Origin of the sequence: Pseudomonas putida (genome assembly GCF_028682395.1) — a bacterium.
In the GTDB taxonomy this organism is placed as follows: Bacteria; Pseudomonadota; Gammaproteobacteria; order Pseudomonadales; family Pseudomonadaceae; genus Aquipseudomonas; species Aquipseudomonas putida_AB.
In genome coordinates, this window is the sequence record NZ_JANHLC010000003.1 from 459466 (window position 1) to 474246 (window position 14781).

Annotated in this window: 16 protein-coding genes; 10 read left to right on the top strand and 6 right to left on the bottom strand. The window is 62.9% G+C overall.

The window, feature by feature from the left end; all coding sequences use genetic code 11:
* Positions 1-5: 5 nt before the first annotated feature.
* Positions 6-875: an NAD-dependent epimerase/dehydratase family protein gene (locus NPS46_RS10430; RefSeq protein ID WP_274106818.1), complete on the bottom strand. Its 870-nt coding sequence runs from the start codon at positions 873-875 to the stop codon at positions 6-8.
* Between the two features lie 192 nt (positions 876-1067).
* Here NPS46_RS10430 and exbB point away from each other — a divergent pair, with 192 nt between their 5' ends.
* The 6 genes from exbB to NPS46_RS10460 all read left to right on the top strand — a co-directional run bounded on the left by exbB (position 1068) and on the right by NPS46_RS10460 (position 7865).
* Complete coding sequence (gene exbB / locus NPS46_RS10435; RefSeq protein ID WP_274106820.1) at positions 1068-2063, top strand: tonB-system energizer ExbB; 996 nt, start codon at positions 1068-1070, stop codon at positions 2061-2063.
* 6 nt (positions 2064-2069) lie between these two features.
* On the top strand, positions 2070-2495 hold the full coding sequence (exbD, locus tag NPS46_RS10440; protein ID WP_274106822.1) for a TonB system transport protein ExbD: 426 nt from the start codon (positions 2070-2072) through the stop codon (positions 2493-2495).
* Positions 2492-3232: an energy transducer TonB family protein gene (locus NPS46_RS10445; protein ID WP_274106824.1), complete on the top strand. Its 741-nt coding sequence runs from the start codon at positions 2492-2494 to the stop codon at positions 3230-3232. Before exbD ends, NPS46_RS10445 begins: the two co-directional genes overlap by 4 nt.
* A gap of 149 nt (positions 3233-3381) precedes the next feature.
* Positions 3382-4302, top strand: coding sequence for a hydrogen peroxide-inducible genes activator (locus tag NPS46_RS10450; RefSeq protein ID WP_274106826.1), 921 nt, complete (start codon positions 3382-3384; stop codon positions 4300-4302).
* A 9-nt stretch (positions 4303-4311) separates the two neighbouring features.
* Positions 4312-6387, top strand: a complete 2076-nt coding sequence (gene recG / locus NPS46_RS10455; RefSeq protein WP_274106827.1) for an ATP-dependent DNA helicase RecG — start codon at positions 4312-4314, stop codon at positions 6385-6387.
* A gap of 77 nt (positions 6388-6464) precedes the next feature.
* Complete coding sequence (locus NPS46_RS10460; protein ID WP_274106829.1) at positions 6465-7865, top strand: aminoacyl-tRNA deacylase and HDOD domain-containing protein; 1401 nt, start codon at positions 6465-6467, stop codon at positions 7863-7865.
* Between the two features lie 60 nt (positions 7866-7925).
* Here NPS46_RS10460 and NPS46_RS10465 read toward each other — a convergent pair whose 3' ends face one another.
* The 4 genes from NPS46_RS10465 to NPS46_RS10480 form a co-directional block, all read right to left on the bottom strand.
* A complete protein-coding gene (locus NPS46_RS10465; protein ID WP_274106831.1) occupies positions 7926-8306 on the bottom strand; it encodes a helicase in 381 nt (126 codons plus the stop codon).
* Between the two features lie 239 nt (positions 8307-8545).
* The gene (locus NPS46_RS10470) at positions 8546-8821 is read right to left on the bottom strand and encodes an HU family DNA-binding protein (protein ID WP_003213368.1); all 276 of its coding nucleotides are present in this window, start codon (positions 8819-8821) and stop codon (positions 8546-8548) included.
* Positions 8822-9010: 189 nt separating this feature from the next.
* Positions 9011-10159, bottom strand: a complete 1149-nt coding sequence (locus NPS46_RS10475) for an NAD(P)/FAD-dependent oxidoreductase (RefSeq protein WP_274106833.1) — start codon at positions 10157-10159, stop codon at positions 9011-9013.
* 30 nt (positions 10160-10189) lie between these two features.
* The gene (locus tag NPS46_RS10480; RefSeq protein ID WP_032856748.1) at positions 10190-10357 is read right to left on the bottom strand and encodes a rubredoxin; all 168 of its coding nucleotides are present in this window, start codon (positions 10355-10357) and stop codon (positions 10190-10192) included.
* Between the two features lie 223 nt (positions 10358-10580).
* On the opposite strand from NPS46_RS10480, the gene NPS46_RS10485 reads away from it, so the two are divergent.
* Positions 10581-11117 carry a chorismate--pyruvate lyase family protein gene (locus tag NPS46_RS10485; RefSeq protein WP_274107122.1) on the top strand — a complete coding sequence of 179 codons (537 nt, stop codon included), beginning with the start codon at positions 10581-10583 and terminating at the stop codon, positions 11115-11117.
* Entirely contained in the window at positions 11117-12007 is an 891-nt protein-coding gene (gene ubiA, locus NPS46_RS10490) for a 4-hydroxybenzoate octaprenyltransferase (RefSeq protein ID WP_274106836.1), read from the top strand. The genes NPS46_RS10485 and ubiA overlap by 1 nt, the downstream gene beginning before the upstream one ends.
* Positions 12008-12090: 83 nt before the next feature.
* Here ubiA and NPS46_RS10495 read toward each other — a convergent pair whose 3' ends face one another.
* Positions 12091-12474 (bottom strand): COG4315 family predicted lipoprotein, encoded by a 384-nt coding sequence (locus NPS46_RS10495; protein ID WP_274106838.1) that lies wholly within the window; start codon positions 12472-12474, stop codon positions 12091-12093.
* Positions 12475-12626: 152 nt separating this feature from the next.
* Between NPS46_RS10495 and phoB the strand changes: the two genes are divergently transcribed.
* Both phoB and phoR read left to right on the top strand, forming a co-directional pair.
* Complete coding sequence (gene phoB / locus NPS46_RS10500) at positions 12627-13316, top strand: phosphate regulon transcriptional regulator PhoB (protein WP_095108660.1); 690 nt, start codon at positions 12627-12629, stop codon at positions 13314-13316.
* An 85-nt stretch (positions 13317-13401) separates the two neighbouring features.
* Positions 13402-14709 carry a phosphate regulon sensor histidine kinase PhoR gene (gene phoR / locus NPS46_RS10505; protein WP_274106841.1) on the top strand — a complete coding sequence of 436 codons (1308 nt, stop codon included), beginning with the start codon at positions 13402-13404 and terminating at the stop codon, positions 14707-14709.
* The last annotated feature ends 72 nt before the right edge of the window (positions 14710-14781 follow it).

Below are 14781 nucleotides of genomic sequence, written 5' to 3' on the forward strand. Positions count from 1 at the left end.
CCCCCTTACAGGCCGGAGCGCTTAGCCGGCCCCAGCAGCGCCGCATAACCTTCGCGAAAGCTTGGATACTGCGGCGTCCAGCCCAGCGCCCTGGCCCGTGCATTACTGCAACGCTTGCTGCCCGCGCGCCGGATGCTTGCCTCCTCTGCCCAGGCAGTTACCCCCAGATAACCACGCAACCATTCAACCACCTCAGCCAGTGGCGCCGGCTCGTCATCGACCCCGATGTAACAATCCTCCAGTACCCGGCCCTGCCAGTCCGCCTCGAGCAGATGCGCCAGCAAGGCCGCGCCATCGTCGGCATGAATACGGTTGCCATACAACGGCGGCTCGACAGCCACGCGATATCCTTCGCGCACCTGACTCGACAAACGCTCACGCCCGGGCCCATAGATACCCGTCAGGCGCACACACGTGGCAGGAATGCCGCTGTCTAAGGCGACCTGTTCGGCCTTGAGCATCAGGCGCCCCGAATAACCCACCGGCTCGGTTGGCGACGTTTCATCGACCCATTCGCCCTGATGCTGGGCATAGACACTGCTGCTGGAGACAAACAGCAAACGGCGCGGCTGCTGGCCATGTTCGGCCAGCCAGCCGAGGACACGCTGCAAACCTTCGACATAAGCGGCCTGATAACCGGCTTCATCGTGCTGGCTGGCCGCCACGCAATACACCAGGTAATCCACTTGACCAGTGGGCCAGGCGGCAGGGCAACGAGGCTCGAACAGGTCTCCGGCAACCCCTCGTACGCCCGCCGGCAGCTGACCAACCGAACGCCGCAAGCCATGAACCTGCCAACGCTCAGCCACGAGCCGAGTCGCCAGGCGACCGCCAATATCGCCGCAGCCGACGATCAAAACACAAGGGACAGACATCGAAATACTCCCTGGATAAAGGCGCAGACTAGCCCCGGCGATTGACCAACGGCCAGCTAATAACGAAAAAAACCCGCGCGATTGCTTCTGTTAACAAGAATTACTTGCAATAATGAGCGCCCATTTTGTTCTCGGCCCCCCGCGAGGCCTGGAAGGACAAATCACTCTTTTCCCCCCTCAGGTCCGGCCAGCATGACACGCAATCTTTCCTCCGCTTCGCCAACCACGTCTCCCAGCCCGTCGCGCGCCTGGCGCTCGATCGCTGCCGTGCTGTTCAGTCTGCTGCTGGCGCCTACCGCGGCATTCGCCGATGAACACAACGCTCACCCCGCACCGGTAGAGCAGGCAGCACCGGCTGCAGAGGGTGCCGCACTCAACGCCGACGGCAGCGCCGCGCTACCAGCTGAAGTGCAGGACGCGCTGGAGGGCCTGCAGAGCATCGCGGACGATCCAGCCCTGTTGGAAGAAGACAACAGCCTGGGCATGGCCCACGATCTGTCGCCATGGGGCATGTACAAAAACGCCGATATCGTCGTGAAGATCGTGATGATCGGCCTGGCCATTGCGTCGATCATCACTTGGACGATCTGGATCGCCAAGGGCTTCGAACTGCTGGGCGCCAAGCGCCGCCTGCGGATTGAAATCGCCCACCTGAAAAAGGCCAGCACCCTCAAGGAAGCCAGCGACACCGCAACCCAGAAAGGCACCCTCGCCCATCTGCTGGTACAGGACGCCCTGGATGAGATGCGCCTCTCGGCCAATAGCCGCGAGAAGGAAGGCATCAAGGAGCGCGTCAGCTTCCGCCTCGAGCGCCTGGTCGCCGCCTGCGGCCGCAACATGAGCAGCGGTACCGGTGTGCTCGCCACGATTGGCTCCACCGCACCTTTTGTCGGTCTGTTCGGCACCGTCTGGGGCATCATGAACAGCTTTATCGGCATCGCCAAAACCCAGACCACCAACCTTGCGGTGGTGGCCCCCGGTATCGCCGAAGCCCTGCTGGCAACGGCACTGGGCCTGGTCGCAGCGATTCCGGCGGTGGTGATCTACAACGTCTTCGCCCGCTCCATCGCAGGCTACAAGGCACAGGTTTCCGATGCCTCGGCCGAAGTGCTGCTGCTGGTCAGCCGTGACCTCGACCACCTGCCGCCCGAGCGTGGCTCGCAACCGCACATGGTGAAAGTGGGGTAATCGGCCATGGGCCTGCATTTGAACGAAGGCGGCGACGATCTCGCCGAGAACCACGAAATCAACGTCACCCCGTTTATCGACGTGATGCTGGTGCTGCTGATCATCTTTATGGTCGCCGCCCCTCTGGCAACCGTGGATATCAAGGTCGACCTGCCGGCGTCCACCGCCAAACCGGCGCCCCGGCCGGAGAAACCGGTGTTCCTCAGCGTCAAGGCCGACGACCGCCTGTTTATCGGCGAAGACGAAGTCAGCCGCGAGCTGCTCGGGGCCATGCTCGATGCCAAGACCAAGGGCAACAAGGACACCACGATCTTCTTCCAGGCCGACAAGGGCGTGGACTACGGTGACCTGATGAGCGTGATGGACTCCCTGCGTGCGGCCGGCTACCTCAAGGTCGGTCTGGTCGGACTCGAGACGGCAGCCAAGAAATGATCACGACGCGCCAAAAGCTGACGCGTTACAGCGGTAGCCTGGCGGTGGTGCTAGGCATCCACGCTGTCGCGATCCTGATCGCGCTCAACTGGCCGACTGCCAAGCCGCTCGAGCTACCGCCCCAGGCCATGATGGTCGAGCTGGCACCGTTGCCAGCACCACCCCCACCGCCCAAGGTCGTCACGCCGCCGCAGCCGCCAGCTCCGGTTGAAGAGTTGCCGCTGCCCAAGCTGGCCGAAGCGCCCAAGCCGACGATTTCGGTGCCCAAGCCGATCAAGCCCAAGGCCAAGCCAAAACCGCCCAAGCCAGAAAAGCCGATCGAACCGCCCAAGGACCTGACACCGGACGAAAAAGTCAGCGATACCCCGCCGACCGACGCCCCGGAGCAGAAATCCGCAGCGCCGGCCCCAGGGCCGTCCATGCAGCAGCTCGCGGCCAAGGAAAGCTGGCAAAGCGCCCTGCTCGCCCACCTGGGCAAGCACAAGAAGTACCCGCTATCGGCCCAGCAACGCGGCAAGGAAGGTCTCAACCGCCTGCGTTTCGTGGTCGATGCCGAAGGCAAGGTACTGTCCTATGAACTGGTCGGCCGCTCCGGCAACGCCGATCTGGACCGGGCCACTCTGGAGATGATCCGGCGGGCCCAGCCCTTGCCCAAGCCGCCAGCGGACATGCTGACCAACGGCAGCATCGAGATCGTCGCGCCGTTCGTCTATTCCATCGACCGACGTCGCCGCTGATCCTCCCAAGGGCACCGCAAGGTGCCCTTGGTCCATCTGGGGCTGGGCGTCGCCAGCATTGATGGACATCGTTACCCTTTCGCGCGCTGATAACGTGCGTCTATCGATTGCAGCCGTTATGCTTGGTCGCAACCTCATGGATGCCCGCTATGACCCTCACAGAATTGCGCTACATCGTCACTCTCGCCCAGGAGCAGCATTTCGGCCATGCGGCGGAGCGTTGCCATGTCAGCCAGCCGACCCTGTCGGTCGGCGTCAAAAAGCTCGAGGACGAGCTGGGGGTGCTGATTTTCGAACGCAGCAAGAGCGCGGTGCGCCTGACGCCTGTCGGCGAAGGCATCGTGGCCCAGGCGCAAAAGGTCCTTGAACAGGCCCAGGGCATCCGTGAACTTGCCCAGGCCGGCAAGAACCAGCTGACGGCGCCCCTGAAAGTCGGCGCGATCTACACCGTCGGTCCTTACCTGTTTCCCCACCTGATTCCGCAACTGCATCGCGTCGCGCCGCAGATGCCGCTGTATATCGAAGAAAACTTCACCCATATCCTGCGCGACAAGCTGCGCAACGGCGAACTGGATGCCGTGATCATCGCCCTGCCGTTCAATGAGGCCGACGTGCTGACGCTGCCGCTCTACGACGAGCCGTTCTATGTACTGATGCCGGCGTCGCACCCTTGGACCCAGAAGGAAACCATCGACAGCAACCTGCTCAACGACAAGAGCCTGCTGTTGCTAGGGGAGGGCCACTGTTTCCGTGACCAGGTCCTCGAAGCCTGCCCGACGCTGACCAAGGGCAACGACGGCAATCGACACACCACGGTCGAATCCAGCTCGCTGGAAACCATTCGCCATATGGTTGCCTCCGGCCTCGGCATCTCGATCCTGCCGCTGTCGGCAGTGGACAGCCATCACTACGCCCCCGGTGTCATTGAAGTTCGCCCCCTGACCCCGCCCGTGCCGTTCCGCACGGTGGCCATTGCCTGGCGTGCCAGCTTCCCGCGGCCCAAGGCCATCGAGATCCTCGCTGACTCGATCCGCCTCTGCTCCGTGGCCAAGCCGCCTGCCGCGAGCTAAGCCGCGGCCATGACCGAGCTGTCAAAAGTGCCGGTGACGGCACTCAAGGGTGTTGGCGAAGCGATGGCCGAGAAGCTGGCCAAGGTCGGCCTGGAGAATCTCCAGGACGTCCTGTTCCACTTGCCCCTGCGCTATCAGGACCGCACCCGCGTGGTACCGATCGGCGCGTTGCGCCCTGGGCAGGACGCCGTGGTCGAAGGCGTGGTCAGCGGAGCCGATGTCGTGATGGGCAAGCGTCGCAGCCTGCTGGTCCGCCTGAACGATGGCACCGGCAGCCTCAGTCTGCGCTTCTATCACTTCAGCAATGCCCAGAAGGACGGCCTCAAGCGTGGCACCCATGTGCGCTGCTATGGCGAGGCCCGCCCCGGCGCCTCCGGGCTGGAAATCTATCACCCGGAATACCGAGCCTTGACCGGCGACGAACCGCCGCCGGTGGATCAGACCCTGACCCCGATCTACCCCCTGACCGAAGGCCTGACCCAGCAACGCCTGCGCCTGCTCTGCCAGCAGACCCTGGCTCTGCTCGGCCCTCGCAGCCTGCCGGACTGGCTGCCCCAGGAGCTGGCCCGGGATTACCAATTGGCCCCCCTGAACGAGGCTATCCGCTATCTGCACCAGCCACCGGCCGACGCCGATGTCGAGGAACTCGCCCTGGGCCATCACTGGGCCCAGCATCGGCTCGCCTTCGAGGAGCTGCTGACCCATCAGCTTTCCCAGCAACGCCTGCGCGAAAGCCTGCGCTCCCAGCGCGCTCCGGCGTTGCCTTTGGCCAAGCGCCTGCCTGAAGCCTTTCTGGCCAACCTGGGCTTCCCGCCCACCGGCGCCCAGCAGCGGGTGGGTAATGAAGTGGCCTATGACCTGAGCCAGCCGGAACCGATGCTGCGCCTGATCCAGGGCGACGTCGGCGCGGGCAAGACCGTGGTCGCCGCCCTCGCAGCGCTGCAAGCGTTGGAGGCGGGTTACCAGGTGGCACTGATGGCACCCACCGAGATTCTTGCCGAGCAGCATTTCATCAATTTCCAGCGCTGGCTCGAACCCCTGGGCATCGAGGTCGCCTGGCTGGCCGGCAAGCTCAAGGGCAAGGCACGAACGGCGGCCCTGGAACAGATCGCCAGCGGCACGCCGATGGTGGTCGGCACCCACGCCCTGTTCCAGGATGAAGTGCAGTTCAAGAACCTGGCCCTGGTTATCATCGACGAACAGCATCGCTTCGGCGTCCAGCAGCGCCTTGCCCTGCGCCGCAAGGGCGTCGGCGGCCAGATGTGCCCGCATCAATTGATCATGACCGCCACTCCCATTCCACGCACCCTGGCCATGAGCGCCTATGCCGATCTGGACACCTCGATTCTCGACGAGCTGCCACCCGGCCGAACGCCGGTCAACACCGTGCTGGTTGCCGACAGCCGCCGCGTCGAAGTGGTCGAACGCGTGCGCGCGGCCTGTGCCGAAGGGCGCCAGGCTTATTGGGTGTGCACCCTGATCGAAGAGTCCGAGGAACTGACCTGCCAGGCCGCCGAAACCTCATTCGAAGAATTGACCAGCGCCCTGGGCGAGCTGCGGGTCGGGCTGATCCACGGGCGCATGAAGCCGGCGGAAAAAGCCGCCGTCATGGCCGAATTCAAGCGTGGTGCCCTGCAATTGCTGGTGGCGACCACGGTGATCGAGGTCGGGGTCGATGTGCCCAATGCCAGCTTGATGATTATTGAAAACCCCGAGCGCCTCGGCCTCGCCCAACTTCATCAGTTGCGCGGCCGTGTCGGCCGGGGCAGCGCGGCCAGCCACTGCGTGCTGCTCTACCATCCACCGCTGTCGCAGATTGGCCGCCAACGCCTGGGTATCATGCGCGAAACCAACGATGGCTTTGTGATCGCCGAAAAGGACCTGGAACTGCGCGGCCCCGGGGAAATGCTCGGGACACGCCAGACCGGCCTATTGCAATTCAAGGTCGCCGACCTGATGCGCGACGCCGATCTGCTCCCGGCTGTACGCGATGCCGCCCAGGCATTAGTGGCACACTGGCCGCAGCACGTCAGCCCGCTACTCGAACGCTGGCTGCGCCACGGGCAGCAGTATGGCCAGGTGTAATGAGGCCTTTTTTGTATGAGCAACCCTACAGACAAGCTGGTTATACTCTCGAGATTGTAGGAAAACGGATACAGACCATGACAGAAGTCGCCCTGATAGACGCAACTCCGCACGCTCCGTCGGTGATTCGACTGTTGCTCGACAAGCTGAACATCAGCTTCCGGGAAGTCTTCGACGCCCCCGGTCTGTCGACTGCACGCAAGGTCCAGGCGGTGTTGCTCGACGATGAGATCGGCGCACTCATGGTGCTGTTTCCGCAAAGTCACCTGCTCGACCTCAATCGGCTGGCAGAGCTGACCGGCCGCCGCTTGACCAGCGTGTCGACCGAGCGCCTCGAACGCATGCTGGGCAAACACAGCCTGAGCCTTTTGCCGGGCCTGCCGGCCCTGACCAGCTCGCCCTGCCTGTATGAAGAAGAGCTGCTACACGAGCCGCTACTGCTGATCAACTCCGGCGAGCCCGGGGTACTGCTGGAGATCACCAGCGAAGCCTTCAAGAGCATGCTGACCAAAGCCAGCGCCGGGCATTTTGGCGAAGCCGTCAGCGCCATTCGCCCCAACCTCGACCGTCCCAACGATGATCGCGAAGAGATCAGCCTGGCGGTCCAGGCGTTCACCGCCCGACGGATCCAGCAGCGCCTGGAATCGATTATCGAGATCCCGCCCCTGGCGGAAACCGCGCAGAAAATTATCCGTCTACGGGTCGACCCCAATGCGACCATCGACGACATCACCGGCGTAGTCGAGACCGACCCTGCCCTGGCGGCCCAGGTCGTTAGCTGGGCGGCGTCGCCCTATTACGCCTCACCGGGCAAGATCCGCTCGGTTGAAGACGCCATTGTGCGTGTGCTGGGCTTCGACCTGGTGATCAACCTGGCCCTGGGCCTCGCACTGGGCAAGACCCTGAGCCTGCCCAAGGACCAGCCACAACACAGCACGCCGTACTGGCACCAATCGATCTACACGGCCGCGGTCATCGAAGGCCTGACCCGTGCGATGCCCCGGGCACAGCGGCCGGAGGCGGGCCTGACCTACCTCGCCGGCCTGCTGCACAACTTCGGCTACCTATTGCTGGCCCACGTCTTCCCGCCGCACTTCTCGCTGATCTGCCGCCATCTGGAGGTCAACCCGCACCTGTGCCACAGCTATGTCGAACAGCACTTGCTGGGCATCAGTCGTGAACAGATTGGTGCCTGGCTGATGCGCTACTGGGATATGCCCGAGGAACTGGCCACGGCGCTGCGTTTCCAGCATGACCCAAGCTATGCCGGCGAGTACGCCGAGTACCCCAACCTAGTGTGCCTGGCCGTACGCCTGCTACGCAGCCGCGGTATCGGCTCCGGCCCCGATGAAGCCATTCCCGACGATCTGCTGGAGCGGGTGGGCCTGACCCGGGAGAAAGCCGAGGACGTGGTCAACAAGGTGCTGGAAGCGGAAGTGATGCTGCGCGAACTGGCCTCGCAATTCAGCCAGCCGTAACCACCCGACAGGCTGGCCGCTCGCCCCTTGCACCCGGGGCGGGCGGCCTTTTCAGTGCCATCAGGCCTTGGGCTTTTTCTTCGGCTTGAGGTACTTGGTCAGGCCCTGGAACCAGATCACCAGTGCCGGATTGCCCTTGATCTGAATCGACTTGTCCTGAATCCCGGTCATAAAGGCCAGTTGCTTGTTCTTCGCTTGTAACGTGGCGAAACCATAGGCGGCATCCTTGAAAGCGATGGCAAATGCCGGCTCCGGGTACGTTCCACCTTTACTGCTGATGCGCTGGTCCTTGACGATAAAGTGCCGGGCCACCTTGCCGTCCTGAGTCTGTAACTGGAAGACCAGCGACTTGTCGGCCAGCTGCTGCTGGAACGCCGGGTTGTTGCGACTGGCCCGCGCCATCAGCAGGCCCATGGCCCATAGAAGAAAACGAAATTTCATGCACACGCCTCAGTCAATAATATAAACGGCCGGCGCAGTGTAGCGATTTGCCTTAAGAACGCCACCGATCTCATGCGTTAACAGAAGATCGCGCTATTTTTACCGCTTATAGCCCCATGTTTTCGTAGCGTTTTGTAACGCCGAAGGTTTATCACGGCCATTAAAAATGGGCATCCGGCGTGGCCAGTCTGCCCATTCTCAATACGGCTCTCCCCTTGGGGGAGTGCGCGGCGTGAAGCTTACGGGTTGACGCTGTCTTTCAGCGATTTGCCCGGCTTGAACGCTACGGTATTGCTGGCTTTGATTTTTACCGGCTCGCCGGTTTGTGGATTCTTGCCGGTACGCGCGCCACGGTGACGCTGCAGGAAGGTGCCGAAACCGACCAGAGTTACGCTGTCCTTGCGGTGCAGGGCGCCGGTGATTTCTTCGAGAACAGCATTGAGGACGCGATTGGCCTGCTCTTTGGTCAGATCAGCTTTTTCGGCGATTGCGGCTGCGAGTTCTGGTTTACGCATGGTGAAGCCTCATTTAGACGATTTTTGTTTTTATGTCTGTGCTGTTCTTCCGGAACAGCGCCCAACGCGCCGCAGGCTCTACTCTGCGGCAGACGGGAGTGAGGATGGCACGCTGTCGAGAGGTGCGCCAGTCTCGACGCCACCTTTGTAGGGGCATTTTCAGGGCATTTACGACAGATGGACTGCCATTTACGCCAGCAGGGCCGGCAACTCCTTGTTCAGTGCCAGTTTTTCCATCACCGCGCTCCCGGTCAGCGCGTAGCCAAGCAAGCGACCTTCAGCGTCGCGGCACAGCGCCTTGATGTCGGCGCCCTGGCCTTCGACCGTCCAACGCCCCTCCAGACCACGGGGCGGCGGTGAAACCACCAGCGGGCATACCGGGGTCTTCACCGTAATCGGCATCGCGCCATAACTGACCTGCGTCGGGGCGCCTGTCAGCGTGCGGGCCAGGGCGCGCGCGCAGTTCATCAGCGGCATGACATACAGCAGATTCAGCCCGTCGACTTCGGCGCAGTCGCCCAGGGCGTAGATATTGGCATGGGAGGTCTGCAACTGACGGTCGACCACCACCCCGCGATTGACCAGCAGCCCCGCGGCAGCGGCCAGATCGATCCGTGGGCGCAGGCCAATGGCCGAGACCACCAGGTCGCACGGGATCACCTGGCCATCGGACAGGTGCGCCTCCAGGCCCGACGCCATGCGCTGCAGGCGGTTGAGCACCGGCCCCAGGTGGAAGCGCGCGCCCAGGCTTTCCAGGCCCGCCTGCACCGCCGAGGCCGCTGCCGGATGCAGCAGGGTCGGCATCACTTGCTCGCACGGCGCCACCAGATCGACTGCGTAGCCGCCGAGCAGCAGGTCATTGGCAAACTCGCAGCCAATCAGCCCCGCTCCCAGCACCAACACACGCTGCTTGCCCGCTGCGGCGGCGCGAAAGTGTCCATAGTCCTGCAGGTCATTGATCGGGAAAATGGCTTCGGGGGCATCGCCACCGACCGGCACTCGCACGGTCTCGGCGCCCCACGCCAGGATCAAGTCGCGATAGGCCACCGCTTCCTCACCAATCCACAAGCGCTTGTGGCCAGGGTCGATACCGCTAACGCGGGTGTGGGTCCGCACCTGAGCCTTGAGCTGTTCGGCCATTGCGCCCGGCTCGGCCATGCTCAGCCCCTCTGCATCCTTGTTCTTGCCAAAGCCGGTGGACAGCATCGGCTTGGAGTAGGAGCGCCCATCATCGGCAGTGATCAGTAACAACGGGGTTTCGCCATCGAGCTTGCGAAACTCGCGAGCCAGGTTGTAACCGGCCAGCCCGGTTCCGACGATCACGACAGGTGCGTTCATTCCGTTCTCCAAATCAGGTGGTTCGGCGAATCAGCCGATCTCAATCATTTCAAAATCCATCTTGCCCACGCCGCAGTCCGGGCATAACCAATCTTCCGGCACATCCTGCCACAAGGTCCCTGGGGCGATGCCGTCATCCGGCCAGCCGTCCGCTTCGTTGTAGATCAGCCCGCACACTACGCATTGCCACTTTTTCATTACACGTTTCCTCACTGTCCAGGCTATCAGCGGCACAAACGGTCGATGGTCTCGCGTTGCCGTTTGGCTCAGGGCGTTTTGTACTGAGGGGCCGGCGCAGATGCAAGCACGATCGTCCCGCAAAGGGCTGCAGATCAGTCAAATAGCCACTTTTGCGTGGTAAGCTCGCCACCTCTTTTGCTGCCAGATTTTGCTTATCGTGCCGCACACCGCCCCCTCCGCCATGCCCGTCTGGCTGACTCAAGACCGGCTGGACACCCCGCTCGACACCCCAACACGCGACTGGCTGTTCGACGAAGGCTCCCTGACTCGCCGCCTGACCCGCCTGTCCGGCGACGCTTTCAGCGTCACCCCGCTGAGCGAAGGCTGGCAAACCCTGCGCGATGACGAGTGCCAGGTGCTGGGGCTACCCAACCAGAGCCGGGGCTGGGTGCGCGAGGTGTATTTGCGCGGACATGGCCAGGCCTGGGTCTTCGCCCGCAGCGTGGCGGCGCAGAGCGCGCTGGAAGGTGACGGCTTGCATCTGGACGAACTGGGTAGCCGCTCGCTGGGCGAACTGCTGTTTTGTGACCAGGCGTTCCAACGTCAAGCCATCGAGGTGTGTCGCTACCCCGGCACCTGGTTGCCGCCCGCCGACCTGGCCCATGACCTTTGGGCCCGACGCTCGCGTTTCGACCGCGGGGCACTGAGCGTGCTGGTCGCGGAAATTTTCCTGCCCAGCCTGTGGCTGGCCGCCCAGACCGATCCGGAGAACCGCTGATGTACCTGCGCCTGCTCAAGTCGCTCAACCGCCTGAACCCGCGTGCCTGGGACTTTATCCAGCTCAGCCGGATGGACAAGCCCATCGGCATCTATCTGCTGCTGTGGCCAACCCTGTGGGCGCTGTGGATCGCCGCCCAGGGCGTGCCTTCCCTGAGCAACCTGCTGATCTTCGTGTTCGGCGTGATCCTGACCCGCGCCGGCGGCTGCGTCATCAACGACTTCGCCGACCGCAAGATCGACGGCCACGTCAGACGCACCGAGCAACGTCCTTTGGCCAGCGGCAAGATCAGCGCCAAGGAAGCCCTGGTGTTTTTCGCGGTGTTGATGGCCATCAGCTTTGTGCTGGTGCTGTGCACGAATGCGGCAACGGTCTGGCTCTCGCTCGGCGGCCTGGCACTGGCCGCCAGCTACCCCTTTATGAAGCGCTACACCTACTACCCGCAGGTGGTGCTCGGGGCGGCCTTCTCCTGGGGCATGCCCATGGCCTTTACCGCCGAAACCGGCAGCCTGCCGGCGACCGCCTGGCTGCTGTTTATCGCCAACCTGTTGTGGACAGTGGGCTACGACACCTATTACGCAATGACCGACCGCGAGGACGATCTGAAGATCGGGGTGAAATCCACCGCGATTCTGTTCGGCGATGCCGATCGCCTGATTATCCTGAGCCTGCAGGGCCTGGCCCTCGGCTGCCTGCTGCTGGCCGGTGGGCGCTTCGAACTGGGTGGCTGGTTCCACCTGGGCCTGCTCGCGGCGGCGGCGTGTTTTGTCTGGGAGTTCTGGTACACCCGCAACCGCGACCCGCAGCGTTGCTTCAAGGCGTTTCTGCATAACCACTGGGCGGGGCTGGCGATCTTTGTCGGCATCGTCGCCGACTACGCCTTGCGCTAGTCACAACCTGGCAGGAATCAGCTTGCTGGCGATCACGGTGAACCTTCAATCCTGCGGATCGCCAGCCAGCCGGTCCTAGAGGCCTACTGCGGCTTGGCGACCTTCCAGGCGCCATCCATCTTGCCCTCACCGGTCATATCGCCGGCCTTCTTGTCCATCACGAAGGTGTACAGCGGCTTGCCGTCATAGGCCCATTGCATCGTGCCGTCGTCGCGCTTGACCACGCTCCACTCGCCCATGGCCTTGTCGGTGCCCGCCGCCATCAGCGGTGGCCAGTTGGCAGCGCACTTGTCATTGCACATGGATTTGCCTACACCGTCCTTGGCAAAGGTGTAGAGCGTCATGCCCTGGTGATCAACCAGCATGCCGTCCTTGGTCATCGCCGGTTCTGCCGCCTGGGCAAACACCGGTAATGCCAGGGCAGCCGCGATAAGCAAGGCTTTGGGGGAAAAAAGAGAGGCAGTCATCGAAATCGTCCTTTGGTTGCGGTGGGATTCGAATCCAAAGCGTAGCCCACGGATCGGCAGATCGTTGTACGCTCAAAAAGCTGTCACACGACTGCAATAATTCCGTTATCTAATGCGGCGCAAGACAGTTAAATGACAAGAGGGTTAAAGGCATGGTTGGCAGGAGTATCCTGATCGTCGACGACGAAGCGCCCATTCGCGAGATGATCGCCGTTGCGCTGGAAATGGCCGGCTATGACTGCCTGGAAGCGGAAAATTCCCAGCAGGCCCACGCCATTATCGTCGACCGCAAACCCGACCTGATCCTGCTCGACTGGATGCTCCCCGGCACCTCGGGCATCGAGCTGGCACGCCGCCTCAAGCGCGATGAGCTGACCGGGGATATCCCGATCATCATGCTGACCGCCAAGGGTGAAGAGGACAACAAGATCCAGGGCCTGGAAGTCGGCGCCGACGACTACATCACCAAGCCGTTTTCCCCGCGCGAACTCGTCGCCCGCCTCAAAGCCGTGCTACGCCGTGCCGGCCCGACCGATGGCGAGGCGCCCATCGAAGTCGGCGGCCTGTTGCTCGACCCGATCAGCCACCGCGTGACCATCGATGGCAAGCCGGCTGAAATGGGCCCGACCGAATATCGCCTGCTGCAATTTTTCATGACCCACCAGGAACGCGCCTACACCCGTGGCCAACTGCTGGACCAGGTCTGGGGCGGGAATGTCTATGTCGAGGAGCGGACCGTGGACGTGCATATCCGCCGCCTGCGCAAAGCCCTCGGCGAGGCCTACGAGAATCTGGTACAAACCGTACGCGGTACCGGCTACCGCTTCTCGACAAAAGGCTGAAAACAGCGGCCATTAGCGCCGCCCAGTTGCCAACGTACGGCTTGCAGCCTGAAACGGCTCTTCCCCTCCAAGGACTTAGGTCGAAGTGAATCAAAACTGGCATGCCACTCTGATCCGCCATGTGTTGTTGCTGGTCACCGCCTGCCTGCTGATCGGGCTGATCAGCGGCTATTACGGCTGGAGCCTGGCCGTCGGCCTGGGGCTCTACCTGGGCTGGACGCTCAAACAGCTGTTGCGCCTGCACGAATGGCTGCGCCTGCACAAACCCGATGAAGCGCCACCCGATGGCTATGGCCTGTGGGGCGAGGTCTTCGACAGCATTTATCACCTGCAACGCCGCGATCAACGGGTTCGCGGGCGCCTGCAGGCCGTGATCGACCGGGTTCAGGAGTCCACCGCCGCCCTCAAGGACGCGGTGATCATGCTCGACAGCGACGGCAACCTGGAGTGGTGGAACCGCGCCGCCGAAACCCTGCTGGGCCTCAAGACGCCCCAGGACAGCGGCCAGCCGGTGACCAACCTGGTCCGCCATCCGCGCTTCAAGGAATACTTCGAGCAGGACAACTACGCCGAGCCGCTGGAAATTCCCTCGCCGATCAACGATCGCCTGCGCATCCAGCTCTACATCACCCGCTACGGCAACAACGAGCACCTGATGCTGGTTCGCGATGTGACGCGCATCCACCAGCTGGAGCAGATGCGCAAAGACTTTATCGCCAACGTCTCCCATGAATTGCGCACGCCGTTGACGGTGATCTGCGGCTATCTGGAAACCCTGCTCGACAATGTCGAGGAGATCAATCCACGTTGGACCCGTGCTCTGCAACAGATGCAATCCCAGGGCGGGCGCATGCAGACTCTGCTCAACGACCTGCTGCTGCTGGCCAAGCTGGAAGCCACCGACTATCCCTCGGACAACCAGCCCGTGGCCATCGACAGCCTTTTGCAGTCGATCAAGCAGGATGCCCAGGCCCTCTCCGGCCCCCGCAACCAGAGCATCAGCCTGGAGGTCCAGGCCGACGCACGCCTCAAGGGCAGCGAGGCCGAACTGCGCAGTGCGTTCTCCAACCTGATCTTCAATGCGGTCAAGTACACCCCCGCCGAAGGCAACATCCGCATCCGCTGGTGGGCCGACGAGTATGGCGCGCACCTCAGCGTGCAGGACTCGGGGATCGGCATCGACAACAAACATCTGCCGCGCCTGACCGAACGTTTCTACCGCGTCGACTCCAGCCGCAACTCCACCACCGGCGGCACGGGCCTGGGGCTGGCCATCGTCAAGCATGTATTGCTGCGCCATCGGGCACGGCTGGAGATCAGCAGCGTGCTGGGCCATGGCAGTACCTTTACCTGCCACTTCGCCCCGGCACAGGTGAGCAAAACCCACGACTGAAGCCGCCCCGGCCTGCCCCTGCGGCGCCCGGGCACTAGGCAAGCGCCTTGCCAGCCGCTACATTGGCTGGCT

What these genes read in the sequence shown, in the direction of transcription:
- NPS46_RS10450 (WP_274106826.1), top strand. Translation starts at nt 3,382, where the DNA reads ATGACCCTCACAGAATTGCGCTACATCGTCACTCTCGCCCAGGAGCAG.
- NPS46_RS10470 (WP_003213368.1), bottom strand. Translation starts at nt 8,821, where the DNA reads ATGCGTAAACCAGAACTCGCAGCCGCAATCGCCGAAAAAGCTGATCTG.
- NPS46_RS10480 (WP_032856748.1), bottom strand. Translation starts at nt 10,357, where the DNA reads ATGAAAAAGTGGCAATGCGTAGTGTGCGGGCTGATCTACAACGAAGCG.
- ubiA (WP_274106836.1), top strand. Translation starts at nt 11,117, where the DNA reads ATGTACCTGCGCCTGCTCAAGTCGCTCAACCGCCTGAACCCGCGTGCC.
- exbD (WP_274106822.1), top strand. Translation starts at nt 2,070, where the DNA reads ATGGGCCTGCATTTGAACGAAGGCGGCGACGATCTCGCCGAGAACCAC.
- NPS46_RS10495 (WP_274106838.1), bottom strand. Translation starts at nt 12,474, where the DNA reads ATGACTGCCTCTCTTTTTTCCCCCAAAGCCTTGCTTATCGCGGCTGCC.
- recG (WP_274106827.1), top strand. Translation starts at nt 4,312, where the DNA reads ATGACCGAGCTGTCAAAAGTGCCGGTGACGGCACTCAAGGGTGTTGGC.
- exbB (WP_274106820.1), top strand. Translation starts at nt 1,068, where the DNA reads ATGACACGCAATCTTTCCTCCGCTTCGCCAACCACGTCTCCCAGCCCG.
- NPS46_RS10460 (WP_274106829.1), top strand. Translation starts at nt 6,465, where the DNA reads ATGACAGAAGTCGCCCTGATAGACGCAACTCCGCACGCTCCGTCGGTG.
- NPS46_RS10485 (WP_274107122.1), top strand. Translation starts at nt 10,581, where the DNA reads ATGCCCGTCTGGCTGACTCAAGACCGGCTGGACACCCCGCTCGACACC.
- phoB (WP_095108660.1), top strand. Translation starts at nt 12,627, where the DNA reads ATGGTTGGCAGGAGTATCCTGATCGTCGACGACGAAGCGCCCATTCGC.
- NPS46_RS10465 (WP_274106831.1), bottom strand. Translation starts at nt 8,306, where the DNA reads ATGAAATTTCGTTTTCTTCTATGGGCCATGGGCCTGCTGATGGCGCGG.
- NPS46_RS10430 (WP_274106818.1), bottom strand. Translation starts at nt 875, where the DNA reads ATGTCTGTCCCTTGTGTTTTGATCGTCGGCTGCGGCGATATTGGCGGT.
- NPS46_RS10445 (WP_274106824.1), top strand. Translation starts at nt 2,492, where the DNA reads ATGATCACGACGCGCCAAAAGCTGACGCGTTACAGCGGTAGCCTGGCG.
- NPS46_RS10475 (WP_274106833.1), bottom strand. Translation starts at nt 10,159, where the DNA reads ATGAACGCACCTGTCGTGATCGTCGGAACCGGGCTGGCCGGTTACAAC.